Here is a 22,618-nt window from a genome sequence, read left to right as displayed (position 1 = left end):
CCATTTTCATGACACCCGAAACGCTTGTCGCCTTGATCCTCTTTGCGTTCACCACGTCGATTACGCCGGGACCGAACAATATGATGCTGTTTGCGTCAGGGGTAAATTTCGGCTTTCTGCGGACTGTGCCGCATATGCTTGGCATTGGTGCTGGATTTTTCACGCTGTTAATCGGCGTTGGCCTGGGGTTGGGCGCCTTGCTTGCGGCAGTGCCCGTGCTGTATCACGGGCTGAAAATTGCCGGTGGTCTCTATCTGCTGTGGATTGCCTGGAAGATCGGCTCATCACGCAGCCTCAGCGAAGGCAAGGCGCAGGCCGCACCGATGTCCTTTCTCGCCGCAGCGGGTTTTCAATGGATCAATCCCAAGGCCTGGGTCATGGCTGTCACGGCGATGGCGACCTATACCAATCCGGAATTCTATTGGTTCACGGTCTTTCTGGTCGGCCTGGTGTTTGCGCTGGTGAATGTGCCGAGCGTCTCGGCCTGGGCGGGATTCGGTTCAGTGCTGCGGGAATGGCTGTCCGATCCGGTGCGGTTGAAGTGGTTCAATATCACCATGGCCTTGCTGCTGGTCGTAAGCCTGTGGCCTATGCTGGCATAAAGCGCTTTGTTCTTGCTTTTGCCCTGCGAATCCGCGCATTTCCTCGCTATGGAATTTGCACCTCAACAAGATGAAGCTCTCAAGGCCGTTGCCAAATGGTTGAAGGAGGGGAAGACCCCGGTTTTCCGTCTGTTCGGCTATGCCGGAACCGGCAAGACCACGCTTGCCCGGCATTTTGCCGAGAATGTCGATGGGGATGTGTTGTTTGCAGCCTTTACCGGCAAGGCGGCGCAGGTCTTGCGCTCGCGCGGGGCGACGACGGCGCGCACCATTCACTCGCTGATCTATCGTCCGCGTGGCGAAGAGGAGGTGTCGGACGAGGAAACCGGCAAGACCTCGATGACGCCGATGTTTTCCGTCAACCGTCAAAGCCCGGTGGCAAAGGCTGCGCTGATCGTCATCGACGAATGCTCAATGGTCGATGAGCAGCTTGGCCGCGACCTGATGAGCTTCGGCACGCCGATTCTGGTGCTGGGCGATCCTGGCCAGTTGCCGCCGGTGACAGGCGGCGGGTTCTTTACTGAACAGGAGCCGGACTATCTGCTGACGGATATTCATCGCCAGGCCCGCGACAATCCGATCATCCAACTGGCCATGCAGATCCGCGAAGGCAAGGAAATCATGCATGGCGATTATGGCAGCACCGCGCGGGTGATTTCCAAGAACGAAGTGACGCAGGATCTGGTGCTGAATTGCGATCAGGTTCTGGTTGGCACCAACAAAACCCGGCGGCGCTATAACAAGCGGCTGCGCGAGTTGAAGGGCTTTACCGCCGATTACCCGCAATCGGGTGACAAGCTGGTCTGCCTGCGCAACGATCAGGTCAAGGGTCTTCTGAACGGCTCGCTCTGGCAGGTGATGACCTCGTCGCGGGAGACGGTGAAGCCCGGCATGAACCTGCTGATCAAGCCGGAAGACGACGACATGGATCGCGGTGCGGCCAAAATCAAGCTGCTGAAAGCGGCCTTCGAAGACGTCGAGACTGACATTCCCTGGACGACGCGCAAGCGCTATGACGAGTTCGATTACGGCTATGCGCTGACGGTGCATAAGGCCCAGGGCTCGCAGTGGAACAATGTCGTGCTGTTTGATGAAAGCTGGGCGTTTCGTGATACGCGCGAACGGTGGCTCTATACCGCCGTAACCCGTGCGGCGGAGACGCTGACCATTGTGCGGTAAGGGGGCGTCCGGTAAGGGGGGCCGGTAGTGGCTGGCTTTGCTAATTGGCGACGATGCCAAGCAGAACCGCTTTTGCCACCGCCTGGAACCGGTTTGTCGCCTGGACCTTGCGCATGATGCTGGCTTCCAGCGCGATAACAGCTTCAAAGGTCATTTGCATGGTTCGCGCCACCCGCACCTGGGTATAGCCTTCCGCCATCAGCGACAGGCATTGATGTTCCAGTTCGGTCAGATCGATGCCATGGCGCAGTGGCGGTATCTCTGTTTCGTTCTGGTCATCTTCGCGGGTGAGAAGGCTGTTGATTTGCTCGATCTGGCGGAACATCATCGATTGCGATGCAATCAATTCCCGTTTTCGTGCCTCCAGCGCCGCGTTGAGAAGTTCATTGGCTTGCGCCTGTGTGAGGGTGCCGTTCAGTTCGGCAAACAGGTCCTGAATGGCGGCAATCGGCATGCCGATTTCCCGGCAGGTGTTGATCAGGGCCATGCGGATAATGTCACGATGATAATAGACCCGCATCAGCCCCATGCGGCTTGAGGAGAGGAGATTTTTTTCCTCATAAAAATGCAGGGTCCTGTGGGTGACGCCAAACAGATTGGCCATTTCGGAAATTGCCACCGGCTCCGGTGGTAGATCCTCGGGCAAAGGCAGATCCGGCATCATGGCAAGACCTGCTTTCAAGGCATGAGTGATGGATTCTGTAACGTCAAGAAACTCGGGTTGGCCTGCCATGCGATAAGTCCCCCTTTTCCCGATAATGTCGGGAAATATTTTCAATTCGTTCCAATATCGTTCTCTGTTGATCCATCCATGAGTTGCAATATTCTATATCTCTACCCATAAGATGTAGCTGCTTGATGTTCGAAACCTGGAAATACTTGACGCCCCCGCCAAAGAATTTCCAAAATGCGATGATGTCCGATCTAAAGATTATCGATCTAAACTCTTGTTTGCAATGTTATCATCAATTTTACTAAAATTCAAACCCATGGTTTTCAGGGCTTCGGATGTTTTCCTCGATATTATTTTCCTGGCGTGGAGATTCGATCGCGCCTTCAAGTTTTGTCGGTGCTGTTCATGCTGGATGGATTTACGGTTCGGTTGGCCCAAAATAGCGGCCAGCACAGCAAGTCCCTGTTTTGTACCAAGGCATCGAAGATGCTCGCACATCCTCGCCTTGAAGGCGAGTGCAAAGGGAATACCAAGAGGCATTTTCAATGACCCTTGGTATTATCCAGCAAGTTCTAGCGACCGATCATCAATTTCCATCGATTTATTGCATAATCTCGTTGGTCTTTTCTGCGCCAAGGTTTTACAGAAGTGGGTGGACGGCGATGACCGTCTGAGTGCGGACTTTGAGCGCCGCAGCAAGAAAACGGGTTTCGCCAATGCCAGCAAAATTATCCGTCAATCTCAATGCCATCGCCATGCTGCGTAACCGGCGTGATCTTCCCTGGCCGGATGTCCGGCATTTTGGTCGCCTGGCGCTTCAGGCGGGTGCTCAAGGCCTGACGGTTCATCCGCGGCCCGATCAGCGGCATGTCCGGTTCAGCGATCTGCCGCTGCTGCGGGCGTTGATCGATGACGAGTTTCCAAAGGCCGAGTTCAATATCGAGGGTTATCCCAGCGAAGATTTTCTACAGCTATGCGAAGAGGTGCAGCCGGAGCAGGTGACTTTGGTTCCGGATGACCCGTCTCAGGCCACCTCTGATCATGGCTGGGATTTCGCCGCGCATCAAGTGTTTTTGACAGATGTCGTTGCACGATTGAAGGCGGCGGGCATGCGGGTTTCCCTGTTTGCTGATGGCGATGGGAATGCGCAGGCGGTTGCCACGGCCAAGGCGACCGGCGCCGACCGGATCGAGCTTTACACGGGGCCATATGGCAGCTGCTACGACGCGCCGGAAAAAGCGGCTCGGGAACTTGCGCTTCTGGGGGCTACGGCGGATGCGGCGCATGCTCTGGGCATGGGCGTGAATGGTGGTCATGACCTGACAGTCGCCAACCTCCCTGCGCTGGCGGAGCGGATTCCCTTCCTGGCCGAGGTGTCTATCGGTCATGCGCTGACGGCGGACGCGCTGGAATTCGGCATGGCCGAAACCGTCCGGCGTTTTCGTCGGGCCGGTGGCGAGTTGGTCTGAAGTCCAGGCGCCACTTATACAGTTCTATATATTCCAGATGTGCCATCCAGAATGACGCCATGCTGAGCAGAGATTGCCTGGCGTCATTCTGAGGCTACGAGAGCCTGTGCCGGATGGTTGATATGGCTCGATCAGCCGATAAGGGAGGCTTTGTTCGCTTCCATGAAGGCCTGTAGCGGCAGCAATGGATGGCCCGACAAGCTTTGCGCCTCATCGGTTACCACATCCAGGTCGCCAGCGCGTGTGGCCGTATCGATTGAGGCGAACACCGGCGCTACGGGTTTGGGAACGCCGGCAGCGACCATGCCCTCTTCCAGCTGCTGGTCGGTGATGTCGACCACGGCAAGCGGCTTGCCTGTGGCTTTTTCGGCCAGGGCGGCAATTTCCTTATTGCTGTAGGCGCGGCTGCCGCTGAGCGTATAGATGATGTTTTCGGCCACAGGCTTGGCCAGGGTGCTGGCGATGGCGCGGGCAATGTCTTCCCGAGCGATATAGGCGGTCTTGCCCTCGCCGGCGGATGTATACCACTGGCCGCTGGCCAGCGCCGATGGCAGCGTCAGGAACAGATTTTCCATGTACCAGTTGTTGCGCAAAATCGTATAGGCAAGGCCGGAAGCCTTGATGGCCTGTTCGGTCTGCACATGTTCGGGAGCAAACAGGATCTTGGATGTCTCTGGATTTGGCATGGATGTGTAAAAAATCCGGCCGACCTTGGCATTGGTGGCGGCGGCAATCGCTGCCTTGTGTTGATCAATGCGCGAACCGATGGCATCGGTGGAAATGATCAGGAGCCGGTCGATACCGGAAAAGGCGTGGTCAAGCGATGCCGTATCGGTAAAGTCGGCTCGTCGCGTTTCGATGCCCTTTGCGGCAAGATCCGCCAGACCCGACGGGTTGCGGCTGGCGGCGACGATATCAGCGGCGGCAACATGCTGGCTTTCCAGCAAATGGTTGATGACAAGTCTTCCAAGCTTTCCGGAGGCTCCGGTAATCAGTATTTTGGTCATATTTCTCTATCCTGGCTACTGCATAATTCCCTGAACCGGAATTGGTTGAAGGGAAAATTATCCAGCGGATATAAAGTGTTACAGCGTCCTTTGCGTATTTTACAAACCGCACGGCACCGTAAGCGCTTCATATCCGACTATTTTGTTGCTCTCAATATGAGACCAGCGCTATAATCAGCTTTTTGAAACTGCTGTAAAGAAGGCAGTTTTCGCGCCTTTGGTTACAGAAAGGGTACCATCATGAACGATGCCATGCAGCGGGCTCCATTGGAGGCAACGGTGAGGGCCCCTAATAAAAGCAAGCGCGCCGAAGACAATTGTCCTGTGCGCTCGGTTATTTCCCATGTTGGCGACAAATGGTCGACGCTCATTCTAGGCTCGCTTGCCGAGAAACCCTATCGTTTCGGGGAGCTTCGACGCCTGGTGCCTGATATTTCCCAGCGCATGCTGACTCAGACCCTGAGAGATCTGCAACGTGATGGTTACGTTCACCGGCAGGTCTTTCCCACCAAGCCGCCCAGCGTTGAATATGGACTGACGGAGATGGGTGAGCAGCTGGTATTTTCACTTAAATATCTGGTGGAGTTTGCCATCGATAACCATGCTCGCGTGGTTGAGGCTCGCGCCCGTTTCGATAGGCAGAATGTTTGAAGATGGATGCAAGCCGAACATTTAAGGCACTTTCGCCCCAAGCATAGTCCGTCGTGGTTTGGCATCTGGAAATGCTACAAAGCAAGGATACGAAGCGTTTCTACGTTTTCGAAACAGGCCGTTAGCGCTGAAATAAAACCGCATTTGCACGAGGGTAAAGCGGGCTTCGGAGCCCATCGAGCTCATTTTGAAATGAAAATCCAGCGAGAGGCTCAGATGGGAGTGATGCTTTAAGATATATTATTCCGAATATTATAAAATTTTAATAAAATATATGGGTTTTTGATTGCATCTTATGCTGGCAATGTCATTTTGGTCGGATTTCGTGAAGCTCTGTGCGGAACAGAGCATATTTTCGTGCCTTCCATAAATATTCTGAGAGGGACTAAATTATGTTCGGGAACCCCAGTATAAATCGGATGCAAACCCAAGCCTTAAAACTGATTACAGCCAATATTATGGTCTCCGACGTGAACCTGAATATTCGATATATGAACGAATCGCTTAAGGATTTGCTCAAGGATGCCGAGTCGGAGTTAAAAAAAGAACTTCCGCGCTTCGATTTCAGCAAACTCATTGGCAGCAATATCGATATTTTCCACAAGAACCCCTCCCATCAGCGCAATATGCTGGCTGCCCTCAAAACGCAGCACCGGGCAACGATCTGGGTGGGTCACCGCGCCTTCGATCTCATCGTTACGCCTTTGCGCGAAAGTGGAAAAACAACCGGTTTTGTTGTTGAATGGGCCAATGCCAAGGAGCGATTGCAAAACCTGGATTATCAGGGGCAGATGGCGGCTATCAGCCGTTCTCAAGGCATTATCGAGTTTACCACGGACGGGGAAATTGTTAGCGCCAACGAAAACTTCCTCAAAGCCATTGATTATAAACTGGACGACATAAAGGGTCGTCACCACAGCATGCTGGTTGACCCCGAATATGCAAAGTCCTCCGCTTACCAGGAGTTCTGGGCTGGTTTGCGCCGCGGAGAAGTTCAATCGGCAGAATTCATTCGCTACGGCAAGAATGGAAAAAAGGTGGTTATCAATGCCGCCTATAACCCGATCCTGGACGCCGAGGGCAAGGTTACAAAAGTCGTCAAATTTGCCACCGATGTGACGGAAAGGGTGAATGCGGTCAATGCGATTGGCGCTGCCCTGACGCGGCTGGCGCAGGGTGATCTGACCTTCACTCTGGACAACCCGTTTGCGCCTGATTTTGAAGAACTGCGCCGCACGATGAATGATGCATTGCTTCAGATGCGCAACACGCTTGGCGCGGTGTCGCATTCAACCAGCCAGATCGACAATGGCACGCGCGAAATCAGCCAGAGCGCCGAAGATCTGTCGAAGCGGACCGAGCAGCAGGCCGCCTCCCTGGAAGAGACCGCTGCGGCGCTTGACGAAATTACCGTCAATGTCTCGAATGCCTCAAAGCGGGCAGAAGAAGCCCGTCATTCGGCATCGACGGCCAGCGACAATGCGGTGCGCTCTGCAAAGGTTGTCGAGGATGCGGTTGGCGCGATGTCACGCATTGAGAATTCGTCCAATCAGATTTCCAACATCATTGGGGTGATCGACGAAATCGCCTTCCAGACCAATCTTTTGGCGCTGAATGCCGGTGTTGAGGCCGCTCGTGCCGGAGAAGCCGGCAAGGGCTTTGCCGTGGTCGCGCAAGAGGTGCGCGAACTGGCGCAGCGCTCTGCCCAGGCAGCCAAGGAAATCAAGGAACTGATCCGTAATTCTTCAAACGAGGTCAGCACCGGGGTAAGGCTGGTGAGCGAAACGGGCGAGGCGCTTCGAACGATCCAGCAGAATATTGTTGCGGTCAATGAGCATATGGAAGCCATTACCAGTTCAGCGCGTGAGCAGGCCACCGGGCTTTCCGAGGTCAATGCGGCCGTCAACCAGATGGACCAGGTGACGCAGCAAAACGCGGCGATGGTGGAAGAGACAAATGCTGCCGGTGCATCGCTTGCCCAGGAAACGGCGCGTCTGCGTGAGTTGATTGAAAAGTTCCAGCTGGGTGGAACCGGCATGAGACCTTCATCACGCCAGCTCGGCGCGGCGACATCAGTTCATCGGCCCACGACCTCGCCCGCACGGGAATTGATGTCGAAGGTGGCGGGTTCCGTCGCATCTCAATCCAGCGGCGGGTGGAGCGAGTTTTAAAAAAGCTGAATAAATTTAAACCGGTATAGCGCCGTGCGTTTATAAAACGTACGGCGCTTCCTATTCGTCTCGTTAGACTCTAGGCCGTTTGCCGCCCTTCCGTCAGCAGCAGCACAAGCGAGGCGGCGGGAAAGCAAAGGCCGATCCAGGCGGTCAGCGACCATCCGCCTGTTGCGTAGGCCCAGCCGCCGATGGCTGAGCCAAGCGCTCCGCCAAGAAAGAATGTCGCCATATAGATGCCATTGAGCCGGCTGCGATGGGCGGCTGTCATCGAATAGATGATGCGCTGGCCGCTGATTAGATTGGCTTGCACGCCGAAATCCAGGGTAATAGCCGCGAGTGTCAGGCAGATCACGCCGGTGATCGGGGAGGTTTCAATAGCATAACGGCCAAGCAGGAACGCAGCGATGCCCATGACCATGGCACCGATAGAAATTTGCCGGGTCAGGCCGCGATCAGCCATTCGTCCGGCAATGGGTGAGGCGATGGCACCGGATGCTCCGGCGAGTGCAAACAGCGCGATACCATTCTGGCTCAGGCCAAAATGCGGGCCTGACAGCAGCAAGGGCGTCGTGGTCCAGAACAGGCTGAAGGCACCAAACATCCCGGCCTGATAAAGCGCCCGGCGCTGGAGTACACGGTTGGTGAGCGCCATATGGGCCATGGAGGACAGCAGCGCGCCGTAGCCGATCTGCGCATGCGGCTGGCGGCGGGGCAGGGTCATGCCGAGCACCACCATCAGCCCGATCATGGCAACCGCCGAAAGCACGTAGATGACATGCCAGGACGATGCCTCGGCGATGAAGCTGGCAATGGGCCGGGCCAGCATGATGCCGCAGAGCAGGCCACTCATGACATTGCCGACAACCCGCCCGCGTGAGGCGTCCGGTGCCATGCTGGCGGCAAACGGCACCAGAACCTGGGCGGCTGCGGAGGCAAGGCCAATGCCAAGGCAGGCCAGCAGGAAAAGACCCGGCGAGGTCGAAAGCGCGCCGCCCAGCAGGGCCAGCGCGGCAAGCCCAATCAGGATGAGCACCAGCTTGCGGTTTTCGATCAGGTCACCCAGCGGCACCAGCAGCAAAAGGCCCAGACAGTAACCAAGCTGAGTGAGGGTGACGATCAGGCCGGTCGCCTGGGGTGAGAACCCCAAATCCGCGCTGATCGGTCCGGCCAGCGGCTGGCCGTAATAGAGATTGGCGGCGATAAGCCCGCAGGCCAGGGCGAAAATAAAGGTCAATATCGGCGAAAGGGCGTGTTCGGCGTCATGCCGCAAGAGCGGGCTGGAAAGGGTCATTGTGGTTGCTTTTCGGCTTGGGGCGCCATGGTCTTGGGAGGATGCCATGGTACTGTTGTGAGTGGCGACTGTTGAATGGTTCAGCGAATAGGCAGTGTTATGGCGAACCTCACTGCACCATGCTGCTGCACGCCGCTGTAAGGGATGAGATACGGCTCAGTCCAAAAGCCGCAGCGCCGCTTGCGCCACGGCCTGCATCTCGTCTTCTGTTCGGCCTGTTTTGCCGACCACGCGCATGCCCATCGTCAGGCAGAGCAGGGTGCTGGAAATGACATCGGCATTCAGATCGGCCCGGATCGAGCCATCGGCCTGTCCGGTGACAATCTGGTCCTTCAGGCGCTGTTGGTTGGCGGTAAAAGCGAGCCCCACCCGGGCGGAGGCTTGCGCATCCAGCAGTGCCAGATCATTGGCGCCGCCGACGATGAGACAGCCGCGCCGGCCTGCCGCGCCATGGGCGTGGTCGGCATAATGCTGCAAAAGGGCAAACAACTTTTCCCGCCCGGTTGCAAGCGGTGCCATGCGCTTCAGAATCATCGCATGGCGCAACGACCAGTAGCGATCGAAGGCGGCGAGAAACACGCCGCGCTTGTCGCCGAATGCCTTGTAGATACTACCTGCCGTCAACCCCATGGCTTCGGCAAGCTCACTGATCGAGGCGGCCTGGTAGCCCCGCTCGGAAAACACCACCAAGGCAGCGTCCAGCGCCACATCCGTGTCGAATTCCCGAGGGCGGCCCGCAGGTCTGCCGGATTTTGTTTGCTGGTTCATCATGGTTCTACAATAGGAAATGATCGTTTCCAAATCAAGCAAAAAATTGACTGCGATCAATAAACCGCAGTCAATGTCTTCAGGCGATCTTCTTAACCTCTTGCGGAGTGAGCGAAAACTCGACCGCAGACCCACAATGAATGGCAGTGGAATCAAAGCCCGGCAGGCAAAGATCGTCTGGATTGAGCAAAAGGCAAATCTCGGTGCAGCCGAGAATGACACAATCGGCACCGTCTGCCTTGGCTTTTTCGATGATTGCCAGATAGGCAGCCCGTGACTGCTCTTCGACGCGGCCCGCGCAGAGTTCATCGAAAATCACATCATGGACAGTGCCACGATCCTCTGCGCCTGGCACCATGGGCAGCAGGCCGAGGGCACGCATGCGGTCGGTATAAAAGCCATGCTCCATCGTGTAGCGGGTGGCGAGCAGCAGGGGCCGCTTGAAGCCAGAGTCTTTGATAGCCTGGGCCGTCGCATCGACAATATGGATAAGCGGCACGGAAACACGCGCTGCTACGGCATCGGCAATCAGATGCATGGTGTTAGTGCAGATCAGCACGCATTCGGCACCGGCACGCTCCAGGGCAGCAGCGGCATCGCCCAGCACTTTTTCCGCAAGATCCCAACGGCCTGCCTTCTGGTAGCCAACGATCTGCGAAAAATCGACCGACCGCATGACGATTTCAGCCGATGCCAAACCGCCCAACTGATGGCGAACCGCCTCATTGATGAGCCGATAGTAAACCGCCGAGCTTTCAAAGCTCATTCCGCCGATCAAGCCGATCATCCGCATTGTCGTGTTCCCCTAGTGTCTTTGGTGGTGATGAACAGAACTATGCCAGTGGATGGAAGCGGTTGATTTGCAAATTTCTTGAAAATCGCCAAAAGTTCCGCACAAAAATTGCGAGAAAAAATGGAAATGCGCGTATGATTTGCGCATTCATCCTGAAGGGCGGAGAATTAAGGCGTGATTGATGAGAGAGACAGGAAGATTCTGGACCTTCTGCAACGGGATGCCGCCATTGCGGTGAGCGATCTCGCCGACAAGGTCGCCCTATCGGTTTCGGCTTGTTCGCGCCGGATTCAGAAGCTGGAAGAGGCGGGCTATATCGAGCGACGGATCGCCGTGCTCAATCGCGACAAGGTGGGCGTGCCGACAACCGTGTATGCCTTGGTGAAAACCGCGCACCATACTGATGAATGGACGGAGGAGTTTCGCAGAGCGATTACCGATATCGCCGAAATCGTCGAGGCGCATCGCCTGACCGGACATCATGATTATATCTTAAAGATTGTCCTGCCACGGGTCGAGCATTACGACGTCGTCTATCGTCGGCTGGTGCGGCGTATCGAGCTTTTCGATGTGTCCGCCTCTATTTCGATGGAGACGATGAAAAGCGGGTCCGCGGTGCCGGTGGATTATGCTGTGTGAAGAAAGGCGATACGCCGAAAGACCGGCGTTTCGCTCAATACAGCGCCGTGCGTCATATATGGCGCACAGAGATTCGCTGTCCCTCTTAATGCCACAAGGCATCCCAATCTGGATGGTCGCGGCAATCAGCCGTTATATTCGTTGCGGTGATGCGGCTTCTTCGTGGGGGCCTTGAACTGCCATTCGCTGCTGGACGACTGCTGGCTGCTGTCGCTCGCGCTCAGTTGCGCCGCCGTTTGCGTGGACGCAGTGGTCTGGGCAGGCTGGGTGGTGGTCTTTGTCGTGGTTGCGGCAAACGATGCGGAAGCGCCGATCAGGCTTGCGAGCAGGGCTGTGGCGATAAAGGTCTTCATGGATCTCTCCAACTTTACAAGTGGATAAAATTAAGTCGAACTCTTCGGTTCGATGCCTGGAATCTGGGCGCTTTTGCTGCGCTTTGCAACGGCGCGCGCCTGACCGAAAAGGCATTGCAGGCATGCGTTGGCGCCTCTTGTCGAGTTTTGATTATAAAAAGCTATTAAAATCAGCCTGTTAAATTTGCTGTCACCAGGCGTTTCCGCCTTGGGCGGCCTCCTCTCGGCAGTCTCACTTCCTTTTGATTGGTGTGCTGTTTAGAGGACATGGATGTGATGTAAAATTGTGCGATGGTCGCGTTATGCGATGACTCTGCCGATATGGTGCGAATAAGCGCCGGGGATTTCGATCCTGACTCTCTGCACACGCTTTGGTTTGTTAAGCAGGGAACAAACACCGGCCCCGCTGGTTACCTCTACAGTACAAACAAGGAGGATAATCCAATGAATCATACCAATCACGTTCGTCTCACCACTGCTGAACTCACTCCCGCCGTGCTCGAAGGTGCAACCATTTATGGTGCTGACGACCACAAGGTCGGCAAGCTGGATCACGTCCATGGTCTGGGTGCCAGCGGCACCGCGATCATCGATGTCGGCGGCTTCCTGGGTATAGGTGCAAAGCCTGTCGGCGTTCCGCTGTCGGATCTGCAATTCATGCGGGATGAAGATGGCGACGTCCATGCCGTCACCACATGGACGAAGGATCAGCTGAAGGACATGCCTGCGCATAAGGACTAATCGTCCCAGGCATTCGCGAGGCAAGATTTCCATGACGTATGTTATGTGAAATTCCACTTAAATACGATATTATGGCCACCTTGGGATCAGGGTGGCCATTTTCATGGGATATAGAACTGGTTTAGGCCGGGGATGGGAACGTCGGTGGCGGCGCGACCTTAACGCCCTCTATGGATATTCTGGAACTGCGCCCCGACGAAGGTGTTCTCGACCCATAGACCGGACTGGCCTTTTCATGAGATCGGCGGTTTTTTCGGTAGCCGTTTGTGTGATGCCAACCCTTTTACACGCTGAAAATCTCCCCTGTAGTGGCCGTAAAGCAGGCATCGCAATGTGCCGCGGCGATCTTTTTGTCTGTAATGATGGCTCAATCAGCGCCAGCAAGAAGTCATGCTCGAGATTTATGGGGGGAACGGTAGGGCGGACGGATGGTCCTGCGTTCAACCTGACGCCACCCATGGACCCATCTTTGGCCCCAGCGTCGGAAGGGTCTTGCTCATGCCGTTCCGGCAGCTTTTGCGTTGGTCCCCGAGGTGGGCGGTTCTGCCTTACCGATAGCGGCACGAAAAGCTACCTGAGGAGATGACTTGTCACTTTTTGTCGGGCAGGGGCGGGTGGATTATTCCGCCGCCATGGCCAGCAAGGCCGTTACTATGCCGATTGGCGGCTGGAAACAGAGTGCTATAGTCCCTACATAGATTGCATTCCAACCATAGGAGTTACGTCCATGACGAGTGAACGCGCAGTGTTGGCAGGCGGTTGCTTCTGGGGCATGCAGGACCTGATCCGCAAGCGTCCCGGGGTGATCTCTACCCGAGTGGGATATTCCGGCGGCGATGTCGCGAACGCGACCTATCGCAATCATGGAACGCATGCCGAGGCGATTGAAATTACCTTCGATCCATCAAAGATGAGCTTTCGCGAACTTCTGGAGTTTTTCTTCCAGATTCATGATCCAAGCACGCCCAATCGTCAGGGAAATGATGTCGGCGTCAGCTATCGTTCGGCGATCTTCTACACGAGTGAAGAGCAGAAAAAGGTGGCCGAGGATACCATTGCCGACGTGGATGCTTCCGGCATCTGGCCTGGTAAGGTCGTGACCGAACTGGCGCCTGTGGGTGATTTCTGGCAGGCCGAGCCGGAGCATCAGGATTATCTTGAGCGCATTCCAAACGGCTATACCTGCCATTTTCCGCGGCCAAATTGGAAGCTGCCAAAACGTCAGGCCGTGGCATAACGGTCCTCGAAAGACGTTCCGCCTCTTGAAGGCGGCAGTTTCTCGGCTTGCCTTCTCAGCGTCTCGCCTGAGATCATTGAGCATTTCCGCTTTTCAGTGAAGGGCGGAAATCCTCCTTGTTTCTGTTTTCAAAACCTTCCGGCTGCCAAAACCACCTGGCGCTTTCGCCTGAAATTTCCCCTTCTTCATGTCATCGCTGCATTCTTTAGCCTTCTCAGTCACTCTGCCGCTTGACGCGCAATGCGAAGAGCGTTAACAAGAACCGTACCGTACGGTACTTAGATTGAAGGGCTTCACCGTGTCGACCAATGCCATGCCAACAGCAGAATTTTCTGCACGCCAGAGCGCGGTTCTGGCGGAGGCTCTGCGCCTTTTGGTCGAAGGTGGCGACAAGGCATTGACCACGGCCGGTTTGGCGCGGGCAGCCAATTGCTCCAAGGAAAGCCTTTATAAATGGTTCGGCGATCGCGACGGTCTGCTGTCGGCGATGATTTCCTATCAGGCAAGCAAAGTGCGCACATTCGAGCGCGCCGGCGAGCGCCTGACACCGCAGATGCTGGCCGATCATTTGGAGGTTTTCGCCCGCGATTTGCTGGACGTTCTCTCAGGGGAAATCTCGTTGGCGCTGAACCGTCTTGCCATTGGCCAGACCAGTCGCGACGGCTCGAAACTGGGGCAAATGCTGCTGGAGCGTGGCCGCCGCCAGATCGACCGCCGGGCGAGGGCGCTGCTGGATGCCGGACGGCGCGATGGCCTGTTGCGGTTTGAAGACGGCGAGGATGCCTATCGCACGCTCTACGGCCTGATCGTTTCCGATCTTCATGTTCGCCTGCTCCTGGGTGAAAAACCCGAGCCACGAAAATTCGACGCCCGCGCACACAAGGCGGTGTCCGCCTTTCTTGTGTTGCACGGCACGGACAAGACATCGTCAGCGTAAATCCTGGCGAGGGATAAAACACTTTAACATCAGACACAGCATAGGGAAGGATAACACAATGCGCGTCTATTATGATCGTGATGCCGATTTGAACCTCATCAAGGCGAAGAAAGTCGCCATCATTGGCTATGGCTCCCAGGGCCGCGCTCACGCGCTGAACCTCAAGGATTCGGGCGCACAGAACGTCGTCATCGCCCTCAAGGCTGGCTCGGCCACCATTGCCAAGGCTGAAGCCGATGGCTTCAAGGTCATGACCGTTGCCGAAGCGGCTGCATGGGCCGACCTGATGATGATGGCAACTCCTGACGAATTGCAGGCTGATATCTACAAGGCAGACATTGCTGGCAACATCCGTGATGGTGCAGCGATTGCTTTCGCCCACGGCCTGAACGTTCACTTCGGCCTGATTGAGCCAAAGAGCACCGTTGACGTTGTGATGATCGCACCGAAGGGCCCTGGCCACACGGTTCGTGGTGAATACCAGAAGGGCGGCGGCGTGCCTTGCCTCGTGGCTATTCACCACAATGCATCGGGCAATGCCCTTGAGCTGGCTCTGTCCTACGCTTGTGGCGTTGGCGGCGGCCGTTCGGGCATTATCGAAACCACCTTCCAGGAAGAATGCGAAACCGACCTGTTCGGCGAGCAGGTCGTTCTGTGCGGCGGTCTGGTTGAGCTGATCCGCGCTGGCTTTGAAACGCTGGTTGAAGGCGGTTATGCGCCTGAAATGGCCTATTTCGAGTGCTTGCACGAAGTGAAGCTGATCGTAGACCTGATCTATGAAGGCGGCATCGCCAACATGAACTACTCGATCTCCAACACTGCCGAGTGGGGCGAATACGTCACCGGTCCGCGCATCATCACTGCTGAAACCAAGGCTGAAATGAAGCGCGTGTTGCACGACATTCAGACCGGCAAGTTCACCTCGGATTGGATGCAGGAATACCGCGCCGGTGCCGCTCGCTTCAAGGGCATTCGCCGCATGAACGACAAGCACCAGATCGAAGAAGTCGGCGCCAAGCTGCGCGGCATGATGCCTTGGATCGCCAAGAACCAGTTGGTTGACAAGGCCCGCAACTAATTAACCTCGAATGCTCTTGGCGATCCAAGCTTTCTTGTCTGCGTGCCTTCGGCATCGCGGAGGATCGCCAAGAACCAGCTGGTCGATAAGGCCCGCAACTCATCAGCCTTGAAGGGTTCCTGGCGCTCCAAGCTTTCTTGTCTGCATGCCTTCGGCATTGCGGGGATCGCCAAGAACCAACTGATTGATAAGGCCCGTAATTAACGGAAAATCTTCAAACGCCGCGTGTCTGCCGACATGCGGCGCTTGATTTTTTCAGACGCTTTCGCCTTGCAGAGCGATGACAGCCTGTTCGAATAGGTCCATCTGCTGAAAATAATGTACCCCTTCGATCGGGGGCAGATCCATGAACGCCGCGCCACCCAGCCAGAGCGGGACCTCTGCCGGTAAGGCCTGGCGGATCTCTTTGATCTGCGCTTCGAAATTACGAATGCGTTTGAATGCGCCACTAATGCACACGATGGTAGCGCCAGACTGCCGGACCATTGTGGCAATTTCTCTGGCAGGAAGCTGCGCGCCGAGATAGGTGGCGTGGACACCGTGGCTGCGAGCGATCAGCGCTGCCGCCAACCCGCCCAGATCGTGCAATTCGCCTTCAAGTGTGCTGAAGACTATTCGTTGCGAGCCGCGCGGCAAAGCCAAAAATTTGAACCCGCTGCTCAACAATGCTCTGACCGAAGTCGAAACCAGATGCTCCGACGCTATAGACAAATTGCCGTCCGCCCAGCGTCGACCGACTTCCGCCATCAAAGGCAGGACCACTTGCTTTGAAAAGTCCACCGGTCCAAGCCCGATATAGCGGGTGTTCAGCAGCCGGTCCAATTTATCACTATCGAGATTTTCAATAGCCTCGAAAACGGGCGCGAGATCGTTCAGCAGCCTCTCATTAATAAGAGAGCGTCTGAGTTCTTCGCTCGACAAATGGATTATGGAGCCAATCCTTTGTCCGTTATCGACGCAGGCCTTCAGCAATTGCAGGCGGACAAGATCCTCATGACAATAGATGCGGCGGCCCGTCGCGGTGCGCTCGGGTACGATTGACGCATAGCGGCGCTCCCACGCATGCAGGACAAGCTTCGTCAGGCCTGTCTCGTCCACGACTTCACGAAGCGAATAGGTTTCCTTCATAATCGGTTGCCATTTTTATTGTAGTTATAAAATATATACGCATAGGCGGATGTGTTTGTAAATTGTCGGTTTGTGTATATTTTTTAGCGTCAGCCTTTTAAAGACAGTGAGAGGACTGCGTAGGGGGGGAAGGTTTGCGCTGTGCCATATTGATCGATATTCAGTCTTTTGTTTACGATGTTACCGCTTTTTCTATTGTTTAATGTATCGTCTGTTTTGGTTGAGTTGCATTTTATTGATAATAATAACGCGATTTTTACGTCATGACGATGATATACAGCTTTTCGAGATTTTCCCTAAATTAGTAATTTGTTGTATACTTTCTTGTGGGATGCTTTTCTTATCAAGAGCGAAATGAGATGCGCTCACAAGGCAAATGTCGAAGGATTTAGGCATGGCTATTTTTGGATTGGGCGCCGACGCGAAGTCGGAAGTTGCGGCTTTGCGCAAATCTCAGGCCGTTATAGAATTTGGACTGGACGGAACTATTCTGGACGCCAATGACAATTTTTGTCGGGCACTCGGCTACAGTCTGGCTGAAATCAAAGGCAAGCACCACCGCATGTTCGTCGATGCAAGCGAGGTTGAGACCAGCGATTACCGCAATTTCTGGGAGGGGTTGCGGCAGGGTAAATTCCAGCGCGCCCAGTATCGTCGTATTGCCAAGGACGGTCGAGATGTATGGATCGAAGCCTCATACAATCCAATAATGAAGGGTGATAAGCCTTATAAGGTCGTCAAATATGCCACGGATATCACCAGCGTTAAATTGCAGGCGATGGAGGACGATGCCAAGCTGAAGGCGATTTCGACGTCGATGGCGGTCATCGAGTTTACCCCTGATGGCAAGATCATCACCGCCAATGAAAATTTCTGCAAGGCGCTGGGCTATAGCCTGACGGAACTTGTCGGGCGTCACCACAGTCTGTTTTGTGAGAAGGCCTATGCATCTTCCCCAGACTACGCATCCTTCTGGCGGGATCTGGCGACTGGGCGGACCTTGGCCAATGAGTTCCGGCGTATCGCCAAGGATGGCCACGATGTCTGGATACAGGCCTCCTACAATCCGGTCTTCGACAGATGGGGAAAAGTCTACAAGGTGGTGAAGTTTGCAACCGATGTGTCGAGCCGGATGGATGCTATTTCCCATCTGGGTGCCGCGCTGAAGGCGCTGGCGGGCGGCGATCTGACCGGCACGCTGGACAATGTTTTCGTGCCGACCATGGAAAAACTGCGTGTCGACTTCAACGAAGCCCTCAGCCATTTGCGCAAGACAATGGATGGCGTGACCCTGAGCGCCAGGTCGATTGCCTCGAGCACCAATGAAATCAAGGAGGCTGCCAACGACCTGTCGCGCCGTACCGAAGCACAGGCTGCGTCCGTAGAGGAATCAGCTGCATCTCTGGAAGAGGTGACGACAACGGTTGCCGACTCCGCCAAACGCGCCGAGGAAGTTGGCCGGCTGATGGAGCAGACCCGGTTGAATACCGAGCAATCCAGTGTCATTGTCAGGGATGCCGTGGTTGCCATGAATGAGATCGAACAGTCTTCGGGGCGGATCTCCAGCATTCTGGGCGTGATCGATGAAATCGCCTTTCAGACTAACCTCTTGGCGTTGAATGCCGGTGTCGAAGCGGCCCGGGCCGGTGAAGCAGGCAAGGGTTTTGCGGTCGTCGCCCAGGAAGTCCGCGAACTGGCCCAGCGATCAGCTTCATCCGCCAAGGAAATCCGGCAGTTGATCAGCACATCCGGCAAGCAGGTTGACCGTGGCGTGGACCTTGTTGCCCAGACCGGTTCGGCTCTGGAAAATATCCTCAATCAGATCCGCGCCATCGATACCAATGTCACGGCAATCGTTCAAGGCTCCAAGGAGCAGACCACCGCGCTGCGGGAAATCAACAGTTCCGTCAATGTCATCGACCAGTCCACGCAAAAGAATGCAGCCATGGTTGAGGAAACAACGGCAGCAGCTTTCTCCCTTGCCAAGGATGTAGACGATCTGTTCCAGATGGTCGCGCAATTCAAGACGACGACGACTGGCTCTTCGTCATCCTATTCTCGCGCCGCCTGAAGACAAAGTCGCGTATTGCTCTTCAAGACAGTGCCGTGCGCTCTCTGGGCGCGCGGCTCTTTTTTGCTGCCTTGAGTCGTGTTTGCGAGTTGAAACATGGGCAAAACGCAAAGACGTGATGAGACCGTCATCTTTTTGCGCTGCGACACCTTTACAAAGTGCCTTTGTCGCAGCGAATAAAGAGTGATCTGGTGTCTTGTTTGCCCCCGCAAGGGCCGTGAACTGCAAGAGGCAGTGCTGCAAGAGCCAGAGACTGGAAAAGAAAGTTTCATCCATGCTGTCCCATGCAAAAGCCATTCTGCCGCAAACCGCTGACGATCATTTGTCCTGGCCGGCGGATGGGGAAATATTCGATGTGAACCGGCTGGAATTGCGGGTGAAGCCTGGGGAGCATCCGTTTCACAGCGCAAATCATGATGCGATCCGCCGCAATTGGCAGGCCGAGTCGGCGGCCAATCCCGCGCTTTTCGATGGTGCCATGGTCTTGTTTGACGAATTGCAGATCGGGCAAGGAGCGGTGACTGGCGCGGGACACCTTATCCCTTATTCTACCTTTTTGTTTTGGCGCCGCCAGGCAGAACCGCAGAGTGGCTATCACCTGTTCGGGTTTCCGGTGCTGATGTCGGCCGATGGCGCGTTGATCGCGGTTGAAATGGCCGCTCACACCGCCAATGCAGGCCGGGTCTATTGTCCGGCGGGCTCGCTCGATGCTTCGGATATCGTCAATGCGATGGTCGATGTCGATGCCAATATGCGCCGCGAAGTGCAGGAAGAAACCGGACTATCGGTAGATGACGCGGTGATCGATCCGCAATTGCGCGGTTATCGCCGGGGCCGGAGGGTCACGTTGTTTCGGGTGTTTCGTCTAGCCTTGACCACTGAGGCGATTTTCGAGCGAATCGCGGCTCATATGGCTGTCGATGAAGAGCAGGAAATTGCCCGCGCCGTGGCCATTCGCTCGGCAGATCGCAATGCGCATGATTACACGCCAGACATGTATCCCCTGTTGGATTGGATTTTTCCCAGCTAAGCGGCTGGTTCGCCTTGCATGGCTGGCGCTGCTCGTGCAGTTTGCTGGCATTGTAACGGCGACTGGAGGCTTGTTTGGCTCGACACTATTGCATTTACGACGTCTTCACCGACAAGAAGCTGTGCGGCAATCCTTTGGCAATCGTGTTCGATTGTGAGGATCTCGATGACGATGCGTTGCAGGCGATAGCGCGGGAATTCAATCTCTCGGAAACGGTTTTCGTTTTCCCCTCCGTCAATGTCGCGCATGTGGCGCGTATTCGGATTTTCACTCCCGGACGTGAGCTTCCCTTTGCCGGCCATCCGACGGTTGGCACGGCGATCGGCCTGGCGGAAAAGGCTCATCAGGACCGCGAGGGCCCGCTCGATCTGGTTTCAGTGATCGACGAAAAGATCGGCCCGGTGCGCTGTGCGGTGAGCCTGAGGCCGGGTGAGGCGAGTTTTGCGGAATTCGATCTGCCGAAAACCTCCACCCAGATTCAGCTGCCGCTCGACCGCCAGGGCATCGCCGATGCGCTGGGCTTGAAGCCGAACCAATTGCTTTTCGAAAATCACCTGCCGTCGATCTGGTCGGCTGGTGTGCCTTTCCTGCTCATACCGGTTAGTAGTCTGGGAGATGTCGAAAGCATCGAATTCGATCCGCAGCTCTGGGAGCGGGCCGCACCTTTCTGCGACGGCGCGCTGACCTCGGCATATGTCTATTGTCGTGGTGGTGTTCACCACGCCGCTGATTTTCACGCCCGGATGTTTTCCCCTGATATGGGCATAGCCGAGGACCCGGCCACAGGCTCGGCAGTGGCGGCGCTGTCCGGCGCTATCCAGCATTTCGACGCGCTACCGGACGGCCACCATCCGCTGCTGATCGAGCAGGGCGTGGAAATGGGGCGCCCCTCCTTCATCCATCTGCATATCGATACCAAGGAAGGCAAAGTTTTCCGCGCTCGCATCGGCGGAACCGCCGTCCGCATCGCTTCTGGCATGCTCGACATTTGATTTTCCTTGGTTTTTTGGAGTTTTGATTTTTTTTGCTGTTTCATGTCATTTTTTTCGAAACGGCGCTGGACAAGCAGAGGCAACCCCTTTATATCCCCGCTCACGGCAGCGATGAAGCACAAACGAAGCGCTGCAGGCGGGTGATTAGCTCAGTTGGTAGAGCAGCTGACTCTTAATCAGCGGGTCGTAGGTTCGAACCCTACATCACCCACCATTTTTCAATAAGTTAGCAGATTTTTGCGACCAATTTGCGCCGGTTATGCGACCGTGCGACTTGGTCGCTTTGTCGTACGGTCGCACGGGTTTTATGGGCTATGCTTCATCCAGATATGTTGATGGAATGAAGGTGAAGTCTTTTGCGTGTCTTCCGCCCCAAGGAAGATGGGGTTTTGCATTCGGAAGCTTGCGCAAATGCTCAAACGGGCGTTCCCATCGTGTGCCCGCGAAAAGCGCGTTGAACGGCGGAAAGATGTTTGGAACGATGAAGCCGTCATCTTTAAGCTCGATGCGCAATTCTTTCAGCACGTTCACGGCCAGGCGTTCACCTTGAAACGCTGATCGGATGATTTGCCCCAGCTTGACGCCCTGAAAATCTGCGCGAAGCATGTGGCGAAGGCAGCTTATGGCTTGCTCGTCGTAAACGGGCGCTGGAAGCTGTGCTGGTGGCGTTGGCATACCCATGGTGTCCCAAAGCCGTGCCGCATAGGCTGGGCCTTTGGTCATGCGGGCTTCCTGAATGACGGCTAGCTTTCTGGTTATTTCATCAACAGGGGCAGGTGTGTTCGGTTGTGGGGAGGTTGGTGCTAATGGCTGTCCTGAAAAGCTGCCAGTTCTACGAATTTGTGGTAGAATTTCGTTTGTTACCATCTTCCGAAACCGATGAAACACTGTGCCCGGTATCATTGCCTGTCGAGAACGAAGCACTAGGATACTGTAGCCGCTTTCATTGATTACCCTTGTGTTGCGGGGCCGTCCGAGTGCATCGTTTAAAACGACCCAATCTTTTTCGTCGTCATCAAGAGGCTCGATAGCATCGTTGTGGTTCTTGAGGCCGATAATTGCGCAAATATCTTTGGCGACAAACCAAGGTATTTCATCTTTGAAAATTATCCGAAACGGCTTTCCTTCAAAATTGAAGTGTTGAAGTGCGCTCATTTCTGATCCCTCCTGCTGCGAAATTCGTCGAAGACTGCATTCAGTGCGGAAAATATGGGTGTAAAGCTGGTCGTTGTCTCAACGATGTGTCCATCAACTCCGATCATCAATTTTTCTGCAACGCGAGCATCGCCCTCGGCCATCACTGCGATTGTCTTTCCTGTGGTGCTTGCCAGTAGTTCCAACAACGCGGCCATGCGTTCGCCGTTCTTGCGATGGCGAACCATTTCGCTGGAAACGAGGCTCATAAAAGCGTCTTCGAATTCTTCTGCTGTCTTTGGTCTTTTGGGTGCAGCGTTTGTCATTGCATGGTCTCCATGGTTGCTGTTTTGCGGGCGGCCGCCATGAGGTGGTCGTTCGCGTCGTTGATGGTTTTGATCTTGTCGAGGAGGAGATACATGAGCGTGCACCAATCGTTTCGGTACTGGCCGAACTCTTCCTCGGTGCAACTTTCAGTCATGTGAAGGCCGAAGCGGAGCATGGCTTTCATATCGAACATGGTGTCTTCGATACGGCTGCTCTCGTCTGTCATCTGGTCAAGCGGATGCGTGGCGTTCATGGCGCGGGTCCTTTGTTCGAGCGAACCCGGACCATCAGCTCTCACCCTGGTGGCCGGGCAGTAATAGGTTTGAGAGACCGCGCAAAGGAAC

The 22,618-nt window shown here is 55.3% G+C and carries 23 protein-coding genes and 1 tRNA gene; 14 read left to right on the top strand and 10 right to left on the bottom strand.

What is annotated here, in order from left to right:
• The first annotated feature begins 8 nt into the window (after positions 1–8).
• The gene (locus tag G6L01_RS09660) at positions 9–602 is read left to right on the top strand and encodes a LysE family translocator (protein ID WP_070165074.1); all 594 of its coding nucleotides are present in this window, start codon (positions 9–11) and stop codon (positions 600–602) included.
• A 48-nt stretch (positions 603–650) separates the two neighbouring features.
• Positions 651–1,781: an ATP-dependent DNA helicase gene (locus tag G6L01_RS09655; RefSeq protein ID WP_070165073.1), complete on the top strand. Its 1,131-nt coding sequence runs from the start codon at positions 651–653 to the stop codon at positions 1,779–1,781.
• Between the two features lie 40 nt (positions 1,782–1,821).
• Here the strand turns inward: G6L01_RS09655 and G6L01_RS09650 are convergent, their stop codons facing one another.
• Positions 1,822–2,514 carry a MerR family transcriptional regulator gene (locus G6L01_RS09650; protein WP_070165072.1) on the bottom strand — a complete coding sequence of 231 codons (693 nt, stop codon included), beginning with the start codon at positions 2,512–2,514 and terminating at the stop codon, positions 1,822–1,824.
• 656 nt (positions 2,515–3,170) lie between these two features.
• Between G6L01_RS09650 and G6L01_RS09645 the strand changes: the two genes are divergently transcribed.
• On the top strand, positions 3,171–3,923 hold the full coding sequence (locus G6L01_RS09645; protein ID WP_070165070.1) for a pyridoxine 5'-phosphate synthase: 753 nt from the start codon (positions 3,171–3,173) through the stop codon (positions 3,921–3,923).
• A 131-nt stretch (positions 3,924–4,054) separates the two neighbouring features.
• Here the strand turns inward: G6L01_RS09645 and G6L01_RS09640 are convergent, their stop codons facing one another.
• Positions 4,055–4,930 (bottom strand): SDR family oxidoreductase, encoded by an 876-nt coding sequence (locus G6L01_RS09640; protein WP_070165069.1) that lies wholly within the window; start codon positions 4,928–4,930, stop codon positions 4,055–4,057.
• A 240-nt stretch (positions 4,931–5,170) separates the two neighbouring features.
• Here G6L01_RS09640 and G6L01_RS09635 point away from each other — a divergent pair, with 240 nt between their 5' ends.
• The gene (locus tag G6L01_RS09635; RefSeq protein WP_070165068.1) at positions 5,171–5,581 is read left to right on the top strand and encodes a winged helix-turn-helix transcriptional regulator; all 411 of its coding nucleotides are present in this window, start codon (positions 5,171–5,173) and stop codon (positions 5,579–5,581) included.
• A 392-nt stretch (positions 5,582–5,973) separates the two neighbouring features.
• On the top strand, positions 5,974–7,752 hold the full coding sequence (locus G6L01_RS09630; RefSeq protein WP_070165066.1) for a methyl-accepting chemotaxis protein: 1,779 nt from the start codon (positions 5,974–5,976) through the stop codon (positions 7,750–7,752).
• Between the two features lie 79 nt (positions 7,753–7,831).
• On the opposite strand, the gene G6L01_RS09625 is transcribed toward G6L01_RS09630, so the two are convergent.
• The 3 genes from G6L01_RS09625 to G6L01_RS09615 all read right to left on the bottom strand — a co-directional run bounded on the left by G6L01_RS09625 (position 7,832) and on the right by G6L01_RS09615 (position 10,607).
• Entirely contained in the window at positions 7,832–9,046 is a 1,215-nt protein-coding gene (locus G6L01_RS09625; RefSeq protein WP_070165065.1) for an MFS transporter, read from the bottom strand.
• Between the two features lie 156 nt (positions 9,047–9,202).
• Positions 9,203–9,814: a TetR/AcrR family transcriptional regulator gene (locus tag G6L01_RS09620; RefSeq protein WP_070165166.1), complete on the bottom strand. Its 612-nt coding sequence runs from the start codon at positions 9,812–9,814 to the stop codon at positions 9,203–9,205.
• A 79-nt stretch (positions 9,815–9,893) separates the two neighbouring features.
• A complete protein-coding gene (locus G6L01_RS09615) occupies positions 9,894–10,607 on the bottom strand; it encodes an aspartate/glutamate racemase family protein (protein ID WP_070165064.1) in 714 nt (237 codons plus the stop codon).
• Positions 10,608–10,781: 174 nt separating this feature from the next.
• Between G6L01_RS09615 and G6L01_RS09610 the strand changes: the two genes are divergently transcribed.
• Entirely contained in the window at positions 10,782–11,246 is a 465-nt protein-coding gene (locus tag G6L01_RS09610) for an Lrp/AsnC family transcriptional regulator (RefSeq protein WP_070165063.1), read from the top strand.
• A 125-nt stretch (positions 11,247–11,371) separates the two neighbouring features.
• Here G6L01_RS09610 and G6L01_RS09605 read toward each other — a convergent pair whose 3' ends face one another.
• Entirely contained in the window at positions 11,372–11,599 is a 228-nt protein-coding gene (locus tag G6L01_RS09605; protein ID WP_070165062.1) for a hypothetical protein, read from the bottom strand.
• A 444-nt stretch (positions 11,600–12,043) separates the two neighbouring features.
• On the opposite strand from G6L01_RS09605, the gene G6L01_RS09600 reads away from it, so the two are divergent.
• The 4 genes from G6L01_RS09600 to ilvC all read left to right on the top strand — a co-directional run bounded on the left by G6L01_RS09600 (position 12,044) and on the right by ilvC (position 15,592).
• Entirely contained in the window at positions 12,044–12,340 is a 297-nt protein-coding gene (locus tag G6L01_RS09600; RefSeq protein ID WP_015916427.1) for a PRC-barrel domain-containing protein, read from the top strand.
• A 727-nt stretch (positions 12,341–13,067) separates the two neighbouring features.
• Positions 13,068–13,577 (top strand): peptide-methionine (S)-S-oxide reductase MsrA, encoded by a 510-nt coding sequence (msrA, locus tag G6L01_RS09595; protein ID WP_070165061.1) that lies wholly within the window; start codon positions 13,068–13,070, stop codon positions 13,575–13,577.
• Between the two features lie 283 nt (positions 13,578–13,860).
• The gene (locus G6L01_RS09590; RefSeq protein WP_420359833.1) at positions 13,861–14,514 is read left to right on the top strand and encodes a TetR/AcrR family transcriptional regulator C-terminal domain-containing protein; all 654 of its coding nucleotides are present in this window, start codon (positions 13,861–13,863) and stop codon (positions 14,512–14,514) included.
• 58 nt (positions 14,515–14,572) lie between these two features.
• On the top strand, positions 14,573–15,592 hold the full coding sequence (ilvC, locus tag G6L01_RS09585) for a ketol-acid reductoisomerase (protein ID WP_070165060.1): 1,020 nt from the start codon (positions 14,573–14,575) through the stop codon (positions 15,590–15,592).
• 255 nt (positions 15,593–15,847) lie between these two features.
• Here the strand turns inward: ilvC and G6L01_RS09580 are convergent, their stop codons facing one another.
• Positions 15,848–16,720, bottom strand: a complete 873-nt coding sequence (locus tag G6L01_RS09580) for a MerR family transcriptional regulator (RefSeq protein WP_070165059.1) — start codon at positions 16,718–16,720, stop codon at positions 15,848–15,850.
• Positions 16,721–17,114: 394 nt separating this feature from the next.
• On the opposite strand from G6L01_RS09580, the gene G6L01_RS09575 reads away from it, so the two are divergent.
• From G6L01_RS09575 to G6L01_RS09560, 4 genes are all read left to right on the top strand, one after another.
• The gene (locus tag G6L01_RS09575) at positions 17,115–18,791 is read left to right on the top strand and encodes a methyl-accepting chemotaxis protein (RefSeq protein ID WP_071206478.1); all 1,677 of its coding nucleotides are present in this window, start codon (positions 17,115–17,117) and stop codon (positions 18,789–18,791) included.
• 274 nt (positions 18,792–19,065) lie between these two features.
• Positions 19,066–19,821, top strand: coding sequence for an NUDIX hydrolase (locus G6L01_RS09570; RefSeq protein ID WP_070165058.1), 756 nt, complete (start codon positions 19,066–19,068; stop codon positions 19,819–19,821).
• A gap of 74 nt (positions 19,822–19,895) precedes the next feature.
• Positions 19,896–20,813, top strand: coding sequence for a PhzF family phenazine biosynthesis protein (locus G6L01_RS09565; protein ID WP_015916420.1), 918 nt, complete (start codon positions 19,896–19,898; stop codon positions 20,811–20,813).
• A gap of 138 nt (positions 20,814–20,951) precedes the next feature.
• Positions 20,952–21,027 (top strand) — tRNA-Lys (locus tag G6L01_RS09560).
• A gap of 98 nt (positions 21,028–21,125) precedes the next feature.
• Here G6L01_RS09560 and G6L01_RS09555 read toward each other — a convergent pair.
• From G6L01_RS09555 to G6L01_RS09545, 3 genes are read right to left on the bottom strand one after another with little or no spacing between them, the layout of a single operon-like run.
• On the bottom strand, positions 21,126–21,968 hold the full coding sequence (locus G6L01_RS09555) for a BRO-N domain-containing protein (protein ID WP_081356545.1): 843 nt from the start codon (positions 21,966–21,968) through the stop codon (positions 21,126–21,128).
• Positions 21,965–22,273 (bottom strand): hypothetical protein, encoded by a 309-nt coding sequence (locus G6L01_RS09550; protein WP_071207378.1) that lies wholly within the window; start codon positions 22,271–22,273, stop codon positions 21,965–21,967. The genes G6L01_RS09555 and G6L01_RS09550 overlap by 4 nt, the downstream gene beginning before the upstream one ends.
• Complete coding sequence (locus G6L01_RS09545) at positions 22,270–22,527, bottom strand: hypothetical protein (RefSeq protein WP_143116643.1); 258 nt, start codon at positions 22,525–22,527, stop codon at positions 22,270–22,272. The genes G6L01_RS09550 and G6L01_RS09545 overlap by 4 nt, the downstream gene beginning before the upstream one ends.
• Positions 22,528–22,618: the final 91 nt, after the last annotated feature.

Origin of the sequence: Agrobacterium vitis (assembly GCF_013337045.2) — a bacterium.
In the GTDB taxonomy this organism is placed as follows: domain Bacteria; phylum Pseudomonadota; class Alphaproteobacteria; order Rhizobiales; family Rhizobiaceae; genus Allorhizobium; species Allorhizobium vitis_B.
This window is presented reverse-complemented; position numbering and strand designations above follow the sequence as displayed.